We start from the raw sequence: 13,166 nt of genomic DNA, 5'->3' as shown, positions 1-13,166 counted from the left end.
TTTTTACGCAACTGTCTTGATCTTTTGTCGAGGAACCGATTGAAAACTAGGGGGTGGGGCTATGTCGACAATTTCACCGTCTGAGCTGGTTCAGTCACTTTTTCACAAACTTGGTTGGAGCGACGTGACAGCGCCTCCCTTGCCACCGGCCTCTCCGACAGATGAAGTCACCTGGCTATTGGATCTGGACGAGTTTGGAGGGGAACGCGGAAGCAAGCTAAAAATCTGGAGTGGAATCTGTAGGGGCGAGACCTCGCTTGAGGTTGAATTTCTTCGAAGACCACATCCAGATTTGCCCGGGAGATGTGTGGCGTCAGTTATTTTCGGAGAGGGTCATGACTATGTCGCTCTGAGAAAAATGGCCTATCAAGGAGTTGAGCTTGTTGGTGAGGTGCCCGGGGTTGTTCCTCTCTCAAGGTTGCCTGGGGAGTCGGTTGTTGAACAGATGGTAGGCGGCGTCCTTCGGGCCGCAAATTTAGAGGCACCTGACAATCCACAACTTCGGTGGACAGCCGATATATTTAAACCAGCTCGTTCACCACGCCCAATAGGAGGGGGTCAGCTCGCCTGCTGGCTCTGTGTTTTAAGCGCCTCTGTTTTATTCGGCATCTTTGGGTTTCGTCGTCTTACCGAGGCCTCTGCTCGTTCATAAAAATCCACAATTTTGCAATTTTTCACGCAACTCCTGCTGATCTCATTCGAAGCTCATACCAGACAACGTTATGGCACTACGCGTTGCTAGAGAAAGACCTCATTTCTGTCCTGCTTCCCGCCCTGTGGAAGTTCCCGGTGTTTCATTGCGCGTCGATTGGTTGTTGCGCTCTCTCAGAAGAGATCCCGATGAGGTTCAGCGCGCACTCCGTCGAATGATTCGCGGCTCTGGCGGAACGGTTCTTTTCACGATTGAAATGCCGTTGGAAGAGCTGGCCAGACGGGCCTCCCTCTCTCATCCTTTGAGACCAGAGGGTCTTTGGCAAGCTTTCCTTAAGATGGGACAGATGGCCCATCGTTTGTTAACCCTTTTGCCGAAGGGTTTCTCGGGTCAATTTTTATTTGATGATCCGATTGAGGTTATTGCCAAACAACCTCCCGGGTCGAGACTCCGCGTCGGGATCCTTGTCAGTGCGGTGGGTGCAGTGACAAGTCTGGCGCTGTTTCTTACAGGGGTCGTTGACCGGCCTGATCCGGTGACAAGAGGGGCTCAAACCGCCTTCGGATAAAAAACAAGCACCCTTTCCTCGGAATATTCGATACAAAGGCCACTTTGATTCATTCAAAAAGGAGGGTCTTTTATGTCTGCTGATGGAGTTGCCCGTGCCGACCATGTTGGTTTAATGGAGGTAGAGGCTGTTTTTCAACGTCTTAACGGAGATGAAGTGGGAGGGGGCGCGAGGAGTCTGCGCCTTGATGCGACGAGACTTTTGAGGGGTGGCTCTTCTCCGGCGGTTCTGGTTATTGAGGGGAGGGCGGATGATTATTTACTGGCGGCCCAACGCACCTTGAGTGACCCGAGTCGTGTTGATCACGCAGGGGTTTTGCAAGTTCTCGTCATGAGGGTGAACCATGTCGCTCGAAGGTTGGCAACCCTGTTGGGTCATTCGCACCGGGTACAGGTTGCCACTGCTGAGCTGCGCCCGGAGATGTTAAAGGGGGGCGGGTGGGGGGTGACTGTCCAGGCGCGAGTGATTTTTTCGGCCCTCGCATCGATCGCGTTTGTTTTGGGAACGGTGACGTTGCGCAGGGGCCAGATCAGTCTTGAGCCGGAGAGCGGGGTTATAAGATGCGGGTAGCAGCGACAAGCAGCGTCAATGTTTTTGAGATGGATGCGGAGTATGTTTATCGATTAAGAGGGGTTGCTCCCAATACATTGCGCGATCATTTAAGGGCCCTTGTCAGATCGGGTTGCGGGCAGGCAATTTTCTCTATTGAAGCCAATGCGGAGGAAGCGCTGGCAGCCGCTTATCAGCATCGGGTACAGCACAGGCTCAGAGGTCAGCCATCTCGTGTCCAGCGGCGAAATGTTCTGGAGTCAGTACAACTGCGTGTCAATCGTGCCGCCAGAATCGTTGTGGCCTGTCTTGGGGAGCGATATGAAGCCCAGGTTGTTGCAGGGAATGTGACGTTAAAAATGGTTCGGCAGGGGGGAACGAAGACGACCCTCCACGCGCTTGTGTTGGTTGGTATCGAAACAGGTCTTTCGATACTGGTATTTGGTGTTTCTGGGATGATGGATGAGGCTCCAACGTTACTTACCGGTGCTGTTTCCGTTCCTCGCGTTTCTTGAGCCTCTCCTTCCTTCTTGATTCTGCCTCATGAAACCGCCGCTTTTCGTCGTCTGTTTCCGGCAAGACTTGGGGGATTTCAATTGGCCCGCCTTTTTGATTAATGGCAACAAAAGTCAGATAGGCCGAAGCGGTATGCTTTCTCTCGCCAGTCAGCGGATCTTCTGATTCGATTTTTACACCGATCTCCATCGAGGTCTTGTGGGTATAGTTCACCGAGGCCTTCAAGATGACAATATAACCAGCGCGAACCGGCGCCAGGAAATGAAGCGCATCGATCGACGCGGTCACACAGACCTTCCGCGAATGCCTCTGGGCACAGATCGCCGCCGCCAAGTCGATCCAGGCCATCACCTGACCACCGAAGATTGAGCCCATCGAATTGATATGGGCAGGTTGTACGATGTGGGTCACTTCGATCTGGGATTCTTTGACAGGTTTTGGGTTCATTTTTTCAATTTCTCTAATCTTGTTTTGATCTCCCCCTCATACCCATTCTCCGTCGGCTCATAATATCTCTTTCCCCTCAACTTTTCAGGAAGATACTCCTCTTTGACATAATGCCCCTCAAAATCGTGCGGGTATTGATAGTCCTTCCCATATCCCAACTCCTTCATCAACTTTGTTGGGGCATTGCGGATATGTTTGGGCGTCGGGAGGGCCCCTTCTTTTTCGACATCCTCCTTCGCCTTTAGGTACGAAAGGTAACTAGCGTTGCTCTTTGGGGCGGAGGCGAGGTAGGTCGCTGCCTGGGCGAGTGGAATCCATCCCTCAGGCATCCCGACAAAATCAAACGCCTGCTGTGCTGCGATCGCGACCTGGATCGCCTGCGGATCGGCATTGCCGACATCTTCCGAGGCGAAGATCACCATGCGGCGCGCCAAAAACAACGGCTCCTCACCCGCCTCCAACATCCTTGCAAGATAGTAGACCGCCGCATTGGGGTCGGAGCCGCGCATCGATTTGATAAAGGCCGATATCAGGTTGTAGTGCTCCTCGCCCGCCTTGTCGTAGAGAAGTGATTTTTTTTGGAGAGCTTGTTCAACAATTATCAGCGAGATTTTTGTTTCTGATGCCAGTCCCGAGGCAATCTCCAGCGTATTCAACGCCCGTCTCGCATCTCCATCCGATGTTTCACAGATATACTGGAGCGCCTTCTCTTCGATCGTCAGATCGAGTTTTCCCAACCCTCTTTCCTTGTCCTGCAAGGCCCTTCGGACCACCTCCGCCAATTGATTCTCGGCGAGTGGATTTAAAACATAGACCTTCGTTCGAGAGAGGAGGGGCCCGATTACCTCGAAAGAGGGGTTTTCTGTTGTGGCGCCGATGAGCGTCACAGTTCCATCTTCCACATGAGAGAGGAGGGCATCCTGCTGGGCCTTATTCCATCGATGGATCTCGTCAATAAAGAGGATCGTTCGTGTCGCATCGAGGCGTTGATGTCTTTTGGCGATCTCGATGATCTCACGGAGTTCCTTTGTACCCGAGAGGACGGCGGAGAGGGCGTGAAAATTGGACCTGGTTTTTTCAGCAACGACACGTGCCAGCGTTGTTTTGCCGGAACCAGGGGGTCCCCAAAGGATCAGAGAGGGGATCTGATCGGTCTCGATTTGGCGTCGTAGCGGTTTGTCTTCACCCAAGAGATGTTCCTGCCCCAAGATCTCTGTTAAAGTTTGAGGGCGCATCCGATCGGCAAGGGGAGGGGAGATCCCCTTATTTTTTGTGAGGCTCGTCTTCGAAAATTCAAAAAGTTCCTGCATGAGGGGGGTAACATTAGAACAATGACACCTGACTTTCCATAGACTTTTTATTTTCTCAATGCTACTCCAAGCTCAATGCTACTCCAAATACATGAACTTTCTTTGTTATGAGCGAGCGTCGGATTCACTCCGCGCGAGCGAATTCTTGTGGGGGCTTGGGGGGGAAGTCGACGAAGTCGCCCCCCAACGAAACGATGGATCCTGTTGATTTCTTAGAGAAAAAAATTAGCGGTCTCAAGATCGATGGTTATGAAATTTATCGTCGTGAGTCTCGCCAGATGACTATTGAATCAAAAGAAGAACAGGTTGAGTTCAGTGAAAAGGCGGTTTCTCATGGGATTGCAGTCCAGCTTTTCGCCGGTGGTAAAATCGGTTTTGCATCGACCTCCGAAGAGTCGCAGCCTTTTCTTGAAAGGGTCGCCCAGCTCGCCTATAATACCCTCGGTCTTGTTGAAGAAGGAGTCGTGATCGATCTGCCGAAGAAGGGATCGGTTCCCTCCATGAAGATTGAAAAGGACGAAGGTCTTGCTCGGCGCTCTTTTGATGAGAAGGCGCATCTCGCTATCCAGCTGGAGCAGAAGGCGAGACGATTTGACCGACGTATCACCCGGCTGCGCAGTGTGCGGTACGAGGAAGAAGAAGAGACAATAAGGATTAAAAACTCAAACGGTTTTGATGAAGGTTACTCTCGTACCCTGTGCGAACTGTCTCTGATGGCGATGGCAGAGGAAAAGGGGCAACAAGAGATGGCGTGGGAGAGCCAGTTTTCACCATATTTTAAGGAACTTGATCCTGCTGACACAGGGGAAAGGGCCGCGGAGAGGGCGGTCTCCCTGCTGGGGGCGAAACCGATTTCAAGTTGCAAGACCCCTGTTTTCCTGGATCCTCATGTTGCCGCCTCTTTCTTGAGTGTTTGGGCCTCTTCTTTTTTGGGGGATCAGGTCATGAAGGGGAAATCGATCCTGAAAGATCATCTCGGGGACTCTTTTTACTCCAAAGAAATTTGTTTGATTGATGATGGTCGAAGATCGTGCGGTTATGCCTCGTCTCCTTTTGATGGAGAAGGGGTGGCAACTCAGAAGACAGAATTGGTTCGAGAGGGAAAGGTTTTGGGTTATCTCCACGATCGAACATCGGCCGTTCGACTTAAGATGCATCGAACCGGCAATGGGGCCCGCCCTGTTTATAAAGAATTGCCACGGGTCGGGGTGACAAATTTCTATTTGGAGCCAGGATCAGGATCGAGGGATGATCTCCTTCGTGAGATGAAAAAAGGTTTTTGGATTGTAGACGTAATTGGTGTCCATACCGTGGATACCGTTACCGGAGATTTTTCCCTCGGGGCCGCCGGTTTTTGGGTTGAAGGGGATAAACGAAGACCGGTACGGGGGGTTGCTGTTTCTGGGAATCTTCATCAGCTTTTCCGAAAAGTGATACGGGTGGGGAACGATTTGCGCTTTTACAATGCCTATGGTTCTCCTTCTCTTCTAGTGTCTGAAATGGATCTGGGAGGGGTTCAAACGTGAAGCTCTCATTTTATGGTTTGAGTGATGTCGGGAGGAAGCGTGACAAGAACGAAGACAGCTTCTTGATTGATGAGGAGCTGGGAATCTTCATGGTTGCTGATGGGATGGGAGGACATCTGGGAGGGGAGTATGCGAGCCAGATGGCGGTCAAGACGGTGGAAGAGGTCTTGAGGCGGTTTCGACAAGATCCTGGGGTGTTACAAGATCTCCCTGTGAAAGGTCAGCTGACTGCAGGCGATGAGCTCAAATATTCTATCAGTCTTGCCTCTAAGAGGATCTATCGAGAGGCGAATCGTGTACAGACCCTTCGTGGGATGGGGACAACGACGGTGGCGATTCGCATTCACGATGATAAGGGATATATCGCCAATGTCGGCGACAGTCGCGCCTATCTGATTCGCCCTCCGGAGATTCAACAACTGACTATCGATCACTCCCTCGTGACGGAGCAGCTGGCCGCTGGTTTTATCACCGAATCTGAGGTGAAGAACCATAAATTAAAAAACATCATTACGCGTTCTGTTGGTTTTCAGGATGATGTGGAGGTGGATCTGGTCGTCAGGGATCTTGAAGAGAACGACAATTTTCTTCTCTGTTCTGATGGGCTCACCAATCTCGTTTCCAATAAAGAGATTGTTAAAGTGGTCACCAAAAATCGTTCCCGGGATTCCAAGTCAATTTGCGAGAACCTTATCCAGCTCGCTAACCAAAAAGGGGGCGATGATAATGTGACTGTTATTTTCGTCTCCGTAAAGGCTTGACAGGGCACAAGAGGGCAGGCTACTTACTGCCTACCCCCTTTGAATTTCATTAAAATTTTAACAATGCAGATAAAAAGCAACTTACCTTTTAGAAAAGCCGATCATTACAATGTGTTTTTAATCCCGGAGGATCACAACAAGGTTCGGCGGATACGGCTCTCCGTGACTCAACTCAGAGTGCTTATTGCCGGCATCCTGGTAGTCGTCGCCTTCAGTTTTTTTAATCTGGCCGGTTTTCTTTACTACCGATCTCTCTATCACGATTTTGAAACAGAACGTCAGGAGAACCTCGCGTCGGTCCAGGAGCGTTCCCAGGTCCTGCAGGATCTCAAGGCTCTCGAAGAAACGGTTCATGCCACAGAGGGGTATGCCAACAAACTGGCAGGGCTTGTCGGTGTCGAGAGGCCAGAGCTTCGCAAAGGTCTGGGACCTGTGAGAAAATCAGGATTTGATGCGGAGCGAGAGACACAAGCTTTGAAATGGGATGAGTTGGGTGAGAAGATGGATCTTGCCCATGTCCGTGCTTCTTCGATTGATATGAGACTGCAGGAGTTGGTGAAGATCCAAGAAGATAAGCTTTTGTATCATGCCTCTCGTCCCTCTATCTGGCCGGTCAAAGGTTGGGTCACCAGCGAATTTGGATTCCGTCGTTCACCTCTTTCCGGTCGCCGTGAATTTCATGGTGGTCTGGATATCGCTGCCCAGTGGGGATCAAATGTCATGGCCCCCTCAGCAGGGATTGTGAAATTTGCCGGTTATCGAGGGGGGCTGGGGAGGACGGTCATTGTCGACCACGGGTATGGGATTGAGTCTTACTATGGTCACACCTCACAGATCCATGTGAAGTCGGGTGATATTATCAAGAGAGGGATGAAGATTGCCCAGGTAGGAACGAGCGGCCACTCGACCGGTCCACACCTTCATTATGAAATTCACGTCGATGGCGTGCCGATCGATCCGATGCAATACATTCTCCAGTGACGAGAATCTCATTTCCGATCCACTTATGGAGCAAGCCGGCAACTTTCAGGGACGCTTCTTTCTCCCCATAAAGTGTTGTGGCCATTTCACAAACCTTGGCTAATCGGGCTCCGCGCTTGAGACTTCGAATAACTTTCCATTCAAATTTATCGATTCGTTTGTAATAAACCTTAAATCCCTGTCGCCAGACCAGAAGATGGATTGTCTTTTGGAAGACCTTTTTTTGATCGACCGTCCAACGAAAAGTTTTCAGATGAACCGAGGGGTGGAGCGTTAAGGAGAGTTTCCCCCATTGTGAAGGTTCAAGAGACTCCAGTTCTTCTTTCCGCAGCGGTGGATCGTCTCGTGCATCGAAGGCTTGGGTCAGCAGCCATTCCATTTCGGCAAGTTCTTCGAGAAAAGGATGTTTTTTCCGGATCGGGTGTTGCTTGATAAATGATGGCAGACGGTCTCCTGCATAGCGAAGGGACCAGTGTCTCGGTGGATACTTTAAGAGATAATCTGTTGCAAGATTGTGAAACCGATCCTTCCCAATTATTTTTAAAACGGCTGGAAAATCCTCTTTCAGACAATCGAGGATCCTGAAGAAATACATGTTCGCATAAATATCGAGACGTTTGATCTTGCTCAGGCGGCGGTTTCCCAGAATCGGAAACGAAGAGGTTCGGTAACGACGGACCGCCTTCGCTACCCCTTCAGGTGCCGAAATAAGCCTCCAGAGGAGGCGTTGTGTGCTTCGAAGATCGGGCATAAATTTGATCTGTGATGTTTCGAGCCTTATCGGCGAGTGAAAGGAGTTTGGAAAAAGCGGGAATTCGCTCGTCCCATTCAATCAATGTCGATACCTTGCCGAATCGATCGAGCGCCTTGCGATAAAGGCTCCAGACAGAAGGTTTTACCGAGTGGTCATGAGTATCCAGGAGGTAGGAGCCTTTGTTGCTGTGTCCTGCCAGATGGAACTGAATCACCCGTTCGCGGGGAATCGCCTGGATATACTCCAGAGGGTCGAAAGAATGATTGATCGAGCTGACATAGATATTGTTAATATCCAGCAGAATAAAACAGTCAGATTCCTCTGCGACAAGTTTCAAAAAATCCCATTCGGTTAACGTTGACGAGCTAAAGGTCATATAACTCGAGACATTTTCCAGAAGAATCGGACGTTCGAGATAATCTTGGACCTCTCTGACGCGTTTGATCAGGTGTTTTGCTGCCTCTTCCGTATAGGGGAGCGGGAGGAGGTCGTGGGCATTGTGGCCATCAACCCCTGTCCAGCAGAGGTGATCAGAGATCCAGGCAGGATGAATCCGTTGGGCCAAGTTCTTTAACGACTTGAGATACCCTTTGTTGAGTGGATCTGAGGAACCGATTGAGAGAGAAACCCCATGCATGACAAGCGGGTATCTTTCTCGAATCTGGTCGAGAACCCAAAGGGGTCGGCCTCCGGGAACCATGTAGTTTTCGGAAATAATTTCAAACCAGTCGACCTGTGGCGACTGGCTCAAGATATATCCGTAATGCTTCGTCCGGAGGCCGATCCCGTAACCTAAAAAGGGAAAGGGCATGAGTTATTTCTTATCAGCGACGACCTTTCCTCCCTTGTCCGTACATTCTTTCTCACTGCCAACCTTGACCCAACCTTTGCCTTTGCAGCTGTTTTTTCCGGCGCAGTCATGCTCGGCACCTCCACAAGCGCCTTTGCCGCCACACGCATTGATACCGGAGCATTTCACCTTGGCCTCTTCCTTCTTTTCTTCGGCAGCGTTCACTGTTCCTGCCGCAAAGAAAAAACCTGCCACGGCTGTGGCGAGAATCGCTCCCTTGAGTTTCTTGTTCATGTTATCACCCCCTCCCCATAAGTGCATGGCGAGTGTACGTTTTTCCTTTTTTAAATCAAGAAATTTCATCAACCCTTTTCTTGCAAATAATTAATAAATATCGCACTATTGCGTGCCATGGCTCTTGGTTTCTTGCGCAAAATCATTCCGACAAGGAATGAACGTGAATTGAAGCGGATCCAACCGATCGTCGAGAAAATTCGCTCCCTGGAGCCCTCCATAAAGGCCCTCTCAGACAGTCAACTTCAGGCGAAGACCGCCGAGTTTCGTGAACGGATATCGCGTGGTGAGTCGTTGACGCAGTTATTACCTGAGGCATTTGCGGTTGTCCGTGAGACCTCTGTCCGCACATTGGGGATGCGGCATTTCGATGTCCAGATGATTGGAGGGATCTTCCTTCATGAGGGAAGGATTGCCGAAATGAAGACGGGAGAGGGGAAGACCCTTGTGGCGACACTTCCCGTTTATCTCAACGCCCTCGAAGGGCGCGGTGTCCATGTTATCACCGTGAATGACTATCTTGCGCGTCGCGATGCCGAATGGATGGGAACGATCTATAAATTTTTGGGTTTAAATGTTGGCGTGATTATCCATGGCCTTACCGATACAGAGCGAAAATGGGCCTACAAGGCGGATGTCACGTATGGCACCAACAACGAGTTTGGTTTCGATTATCTCCGGGACAATATGAAGTATTCTCTCGACTCTTACGTCCAGCGGGAACTTCATTACTCGATCGTCGACGAAGTTGATTCTATTTTAATCGACGAGGCGCGGACGCCTCTCATTATCTCAGGGCCCTCTGAAGAGTCGACAGACAAATATTATCGGATCGATTCGGTGATTCCTCGACTCAACAAGGGAGAGGTCATCGAAGACAAAAAGAGCGGCAAGAAGCAGTCGACCGGTGATTATACAATTGATGAAAAAAGCAAAACGACCGTCTTGACCGAAGAAGGGGTGGCGAAGGTCGAGAAGATCCTCGGGATCAACAACCTCTACGAGCCTGGCAATATTGAAATTCTCCATCATGTGAATCAGGCCCTGAGGGCCCATGCCCTTTTCAAGAGAGATGTCGATTACGTGGTCAAAGATGAAAAGGTACTCATCGTCGATGAATTCACCGGTCGTCTGATGCCGGGCCGACGCTGGTCGGATGGTCTCCATCAGGCGGTTGAGGCGAAGGAAAAAGTGACGATCGAAAATGAGAACCAGACCCTTGCGACGATTACCTTCCAGAACTTTTTTCGGATGTATCACAAGCTTGCCGGGATGACCGGGACAGCCGATACCGAGGCCCCTGAATTCGCAAAAATTTATAACCTGGAAGTTGTCGTGATCCCCCCTCACCTTCCGATGATTCGGAAGGATCACTCCGATGTTATTTACAAAACCGTGCCCGAAAAGTTTAATCAGGTGGTTGAAGATATCAAAGAACGGCACCAGAAGGGTCAGCCGGTTCTGGTGGGGACGATCTCGATTGAAAAGTCAGAGATGCTGGCCGGTTTTCTCAAAAGACAGGGGATTCCTCATCATGTCTTGAATGCGAAGAATCACGAGCGTGAGGCGGAAATTGTCGCTCAGGCTGGGCGGGTTGGTCAGGTGACCATTTCGACCAATATGGCGGGGCGGGGGACGGATATCGTCCTCGGAGGTAACCCGGAATTTTTGGCCAAAACAAAGGTCGATCGGGAAAAGGATCCCGAGGGTTACAGACGGGTTTTGGAAGAATGTCGAGGACTTCAGGAGGAGGAAAGAAAAAAGGTTCTTGAGGCGGGGGGGCTTCACATCCTGGGGACCGAACGACACGAATCGCGTCGGATCGACAATCAGCTCCGCGGACGTTCCGGACGTCAAGGAGATCCAGGCTCCTCTCAATTTTACCTCTCGCTCGAAGATGATCTCTTGCGGATTTTCGGATCTGATCGGATTTCCGGGATTATGGGAAAGCTTGGAATGGAGGAGAATGAAGAAATCACGCATCCCTGGATTACGAGGGCGATTGAGAATGCGCAAAAGAGGGTCGAGGCCCATAACTTTGACCTCCGGAAACATCTTCTCGAGTATGATGATGTGCTGAATCAGCAGAGGAAGACGGTCTATGGGCTTCGCCGCGAGATTCTTGAGGGGGAAAAGACGAAGGGGAAGATCCTCGATATGATCGATCAGGAGGTGACGGCCCTTGTCGAGGGAATTCCAGAAAAGCCGATGCGTCAGGAGGATCTCGACCTCGGGCCGATGGAAGAGAGGGTCAGAAAACTTTTTGATGAGCGAATCGAATGGTCCTCTTTTGGTCTTCCCGAATGGAGACAGGAGACGATCGGAAGGGGGCTCTACGATCGCCTCGAAAAACTTTATTTTGAGAGGGAAGGGCGCTTCGGAGAAGCGATTATGCGGCAAGCGGAAAAGATGATCCTCCTGTCGACCCTCGACACGTTGTGGAAGGATCACCTCTTGTCGATGGATCATTTGAGGGAAGGGATCGGTCTCCGGGGATATGGGCAGAAGGATCCGCTTCTGGAATACAAAAGAGAAGGCTTTGTCCTCTTCCATGGGATGATTGAATCCTTGCGGGAGGATGTCCTGGAGAAACTCTTTCATGTTCAGATCGCCGAGGAACGTCAGGCCCGGGAGATTCAGGTGATGCCGCGTGAGGTTCGAGGGATGAGTCTGGGAAGAGGGCCGGCTGTGGCCCCGAATGCCCAGTTTCAAAAGGCGAGCAGACCGGCCCCCAATACCGCTCCCGCTCATTCAGAAAAAGTAGGTCGGAACGACCCCTGTCCCTGCGGGAGCGGCAAAAAATACAAAAAGTGTCATGGGGCATAAAAGGACTTTTACAATTCCCGGTTTTCAATTTGCTGGCATTTCGGCCGGTATTAAGGAGAGTCATCTCTCCGATCTTGCCTTGATCCGGTCTTATCCTGCTGCCACGGTTGTCGGAGCCTTCACGACAAACCGTATCCAGGCGGCGCCGATTCTCGTTTCCAAAAGAAATATCCGATCGGGTCGCTGTTCGGCAGTCATCATCAACAGCGGCAATGCCAATGCCTGTACGGGGAAGAGGGGGCTTCGTGATACGGAGAGGATGGTTGCAATTACGGCGCGAACCCTGAAAGTTCCCTCGAGACAGGTTCTTGTCTGCTCGACAGGGAAGATTGGCGTCCCACTCCCGATCGATCGATTGGTTCGTGGAATTCCGAAGGCGGTTCGCTCCCTCGATAAAAGAAAAATGATGGCGGCGGCGCGTGCGATCCTCACGACAGACAAAGGGCCAAAGGTCGCTTTTGCATCCGGAAAAATTGGCGGAAAGAAATTTCGTATTGCCGGTTTTGCGAAGGGGGCCGGGATGATTGAACCTCATTTGGCAACGATGCTTGCCTTTTTCGTGACCGATCTGTCGATTGAAAGACGGTTGCTCAATAAAATTTTTCAGGAATCTGTTGATCAGACCTTCAATCGGATCACGGTTGATGGGGATACATCGACGAACGATACAGTTCTCTTGCTCGCGAATGGAGTTGCACAAAATAAGAAGATTTCTCCAGGTTCCAGGGCGGCATTTCTCTTTCAGAAAAAGCTTCGAGAGGTGATGGAGGAGCTTGCCCTGAAGATAGTAGAGGACGGGGAGGGGGCGACGAAGTGTGTGAGGATTGAGGTCAGGGGTGCCAGAAATGAAGAAGAGGCAAGAAAAGTTTGCTATGCGGTGGGGAATTCGCCATTGGTCAAGACCTCCTTTTATGGAGAGGACCCGAATTGGGGGAGGATTTTGGCGGCAGCGGGGCGGTCGGGAGCAACTCTAACCCCTGAAACGGCCGATATCTATTATAATGAGGTCTGTGTCATGAGGAGAGGGGTGTCTACGGGGAGTCACCTCGAATTCCGAGCAGCGAAGGTGATGGAGAGGGGACAATTCCATGTGACGATCGATCTCCGGAGGGGAAAAGGAAGCTTTTGGATTTGGGCTAGTGATTTGACTGAAGATTATGTAAAATTAAACTCGCATTACCGGACTTAAAAA

At 50.7% G+C, this 13,166-nt stretch carries 13 protein-coding genes; 9 read left to right on the top strand and 4 right to left on the bottom strand.

Going from position 1 to position 13,166, the window contains the following annotated elements:
• Positions 1–61 precede the first annotated feature (61 nt).
• The 4 genes from HYT76_06210 (at position 62) to HYT76_06195 (ending at position 2,284) form a co-directional block, all read left to right on the top strand.
• Positions 62–652 carry a hypothetical protein gene (locus HYT76_06210; GenBank protein ID MBI2083146.1) on the top strand — a complete coding sequence of 197 codons (591 nt, stop codon included), beginning with the start codon at positions 62–64 and terminating at the stop codon, positions 650–652.
• Between the two features lie 70 nt (positions 653–722).
• Positions 723–1,220 carry a hypothetical protein gene (locus tag HYT76_06205; protein MBI2083145.1) on the top strand — a complete coding sequence of 166 codons (498 nt, stop codon included), beginning with the start codon at positions 723–725 and terminating at the stop codon, positions 1,218–1,220.
• Positions 1,221–1,292: 72 nt separating this feature from the next.
• Positions 1,293–1,790, top strand: a complete 498-nt coding sequence (locus HYT76_06200; protein MBI2083144.1) for a hypothetical protein — start codon at positions 1,293–1,295, stop codon at positions 1,788–1,790.
• Entirely contained in the window at positions 1,781–2,284 is a 504-nt protein-coding gene (locus HYT76_06195) for a hypothetical protein (protein MBI2083143.1), read from the top strand. The genes HYT76_06200 and HYT76_06195 overlap by 10 nt, the downstream gene beginning before the upstream one ends.
• Here the strand turns inward: HYT76_06195 and HYT76_06190 are convergent.
• Both HYT76_06190 and HYT76_06185 read right to left on the bottom strand, forming a co-directional pair.
• Positions 2,250–2,732, bottom strand: a complete 483-nt coding sequence (locus HYT76_06190; protein ID MBI2083142.1) for an acyl-CoA thioesterase — start codon at positions 2,730–2,732, stop codon at positions 2,250–2,252. The two genes, HYT76_06195 and HYT76_06190, sit on opposite strands and share 35 nt — an antisense overlap.
• Entirely contained in the window at positions 2,729–4,042 is a 1,314-nt protein-coding gene (locus HYT76_06185; GenBank protein ID MBI2083141.1) for a replication-associated recombination protein A, read from the bottom strand. Before HYT76_06185 ends, HYT76_06190 begins: the two co-directional genes overlap by 4 nt.
• A gap of 107 nt (positions 4,043–4,149) precedes the next feature.
• Here HYT76_06185 and HYT76_06180 point away from each other — a divergent pair, with 107 nt between their 5' ends.
• The 3 genes from HYT76_06180 to HYT76_06170 all read left to right on the top strand — a co-directional run bounded on the left by HYT76_06180 (position 4,150) and on the right by HYT76_06170 (position 7,310).
• Complete coding sequence (locus HYT76_06180; GenBank protein ID MBI2083140.1) at positions 4,150–5,568, top strand: TldD/PmbA family protein; 1,419 nt, start codon at positions 4,150–4,152, stop codon at positions 5,566–5,568.
• The gene (locus tag HYT76_06175; GenBank protein MBI2083139.1) at positions 5,565–6,329 is read left to right on the top strand and encodes a Stp1/IreP family PP2C-type Ser/Thr phosphatase; all 765 of its coding nucleotides are present in this window, start codon (positions 5,565–5,567) and stop codon (positions 6,327–6,329) included. The genes HYT76_06180 and HYT76_06175 overlap by 4 nt, the downstream gene beginning before the upstream one ends.
• A 63-nt stretch (positions 6,330–6,392) precedes the next feature.
• On the top strand, positions 6,393–7,310 hold the full coding sequence (locus HYT76_06170; GenBank protein MBI2083138.1) for a M23 family metallopeptidase: 918 nt from the start codon (positions 6,393–6,395) through the stop codon (positions 7,308–7,310).
• A gap of 695 nt (positions 7,311–8,005) precedes the next feature.
• On the opposite strand, the gene HYT76_06165 is transcribed toward HYT76_06170, so the two are convergent.
• Together HYT76_06165 and HYT76_06160 are read right to left on the bottom strand one after the other, a co-directional pair.
• Positions 8,006–8,875 carry a DUF692 domain-containing protein gene (locus HYT76_06165; protein ID MBI2083137.1) on the bottom strand — a complete coding sequence of 290 codons (870 nt, stop codon included), beginning with the start codon at positions 8,873–8,875 and terminating at the stop codon, positions 8,006–8,008.
• 3 nt (positions 8,876–8,878) lie between these two features.
• Positions 8,879–9,148, bottom strand: coding sequence for a hypothetical protein (locus tag HYT76_06160; GenBank protein MBI2083136.1), 270 nt, complete (start codon positions 9,146–9,148; stop codon positions 8,879–8,881).
• Positions 9,149–9,265: 117 nt separating this feature from the next.
• Between HYT76_06160 and secA the strand changes: the two genes are divergently transcribed.
• Positions 9,266–11,974, top strand: coding sequence for a preprotein translocase subunit SecA (gene secA, locus HYT76_06155; GenBank protein ID MBI2083135.1), 2,709 nt, complete (start codon positions 9,266–9,268; stop codon positions 11,972–11,974).
• On the top strand, positions 11,964–13,163 hold the full coding sequence (gene argJ, locus HYT76_06150; protein ID MBI2083134.1) for a bifunctional glutamate N-acetyltransferase/amino-acid acetyltransferase ArgJ: 1,200 nt from the start codon (positions 11,964–11,966) through the stop codon (positions 13,161–13,163). Before secA ends, argJ begins: the two co-directional genes overlap by 11 nt.
• The last annotated feature ends 3 nt before the right edge of the window (positions 13,164–13,166 follow it).

The sequence above is a fragment of the Deltaproteobacteria bacterium genome (genome assembly GCA_016180845.1).
Classification (GTDB): Bacteria; UBA10199; UBA10199; order JACPAL01; family JACPAL01; genus JACPAK01.
The sequence above is the reverse complement of the archived record's forward strand: the minus strand, read 5'-3'. Positions and strand labels throughout refer to the sequence as shown.

Bases quoted from the DNA above. Each gene is read 5' to 3' on its own strand.
- HYT76_06210 (MBI2083146.1), top strand. From the start codon at position 62: ATGTCGACAATTTCACCGTCTGAGCTGGTTCAGTCACTTTTTCACAAA.
- HYT76_06205 (MBI2083145.1), top strand. From the start codon at position 723: ATGGCACTACGCGTTGCTAGAGAAAGACCTCATTTCTGTCCTGCTTCC.
- HYT76_06190 (MBI2083142.1), bottom strand. From the start codon at position 2,732: ATGAACCCAAAACCTGTCAAAGAATCCCAGATCGAAGTGACCCACATC.
- HYT76_06185 (MBI2083141.1), bottom strand. From the start codon at position 4,042: ATGCAGGAACTTTTTGAATTTTCGAAGACGAGCCTCACAAAAAATAAG.
- secA (MBI2083135.1), top strand. From the start codon at position 9,266: ATGGCTCTTGGTTTCTTGCGCAAAATCATTCCGACAAGGAATGAACGT.
- argJ (MBI2083134.1), top strand. From the start codon at position 11,964: ATGGGGCATAAAAGGACTTTTACAATTCCCGGTTTTCAATTTGCTGGC.
- HYT76_06180 (MBI2083140.1), top strand. From the start codon at position 4,150: ATGAGCGAGCGTCGGATTCACTCCGCGCGAGCGAATTCTTGTGGGGGC.
- HYT76_06195 (MBI2083143.1), top strand. From the start codon at position 1,781: ATGCGGGTAGCAGCGACAAGCAGCGTCAATGTTTTTGAGATGGATGCG.
- HYT76_06165 (MBI2083137.1), bottom strand. From the start codon at position 8,875: ATGCCCTTTCCCTTTTTAGGTTACGGGATCGGCCTCCGGACGAAGCAT.
- HYT76_06200 (MBI2083144.1), top strand. From the start codon at position 1,293: ATGTCTGCTGATGGAGTTGCCCGTGCCGACCATGTTGGTTTAATGGAG.
- HYT76_06170 (MBI2083138.1), top strand. From the start codon at position 6,393: ATGCAGATAAAAAGCAACTTACCTTTTAGAAAAGCCGATCATTACAAT.
- HYT76_06160 (MBI2083136.1), bottom strand. From the start codon at position 9,148: ATGAACAAGAAACTCAAGGGAGCGATTCTCGCCACAGCCGTGGCAGGT.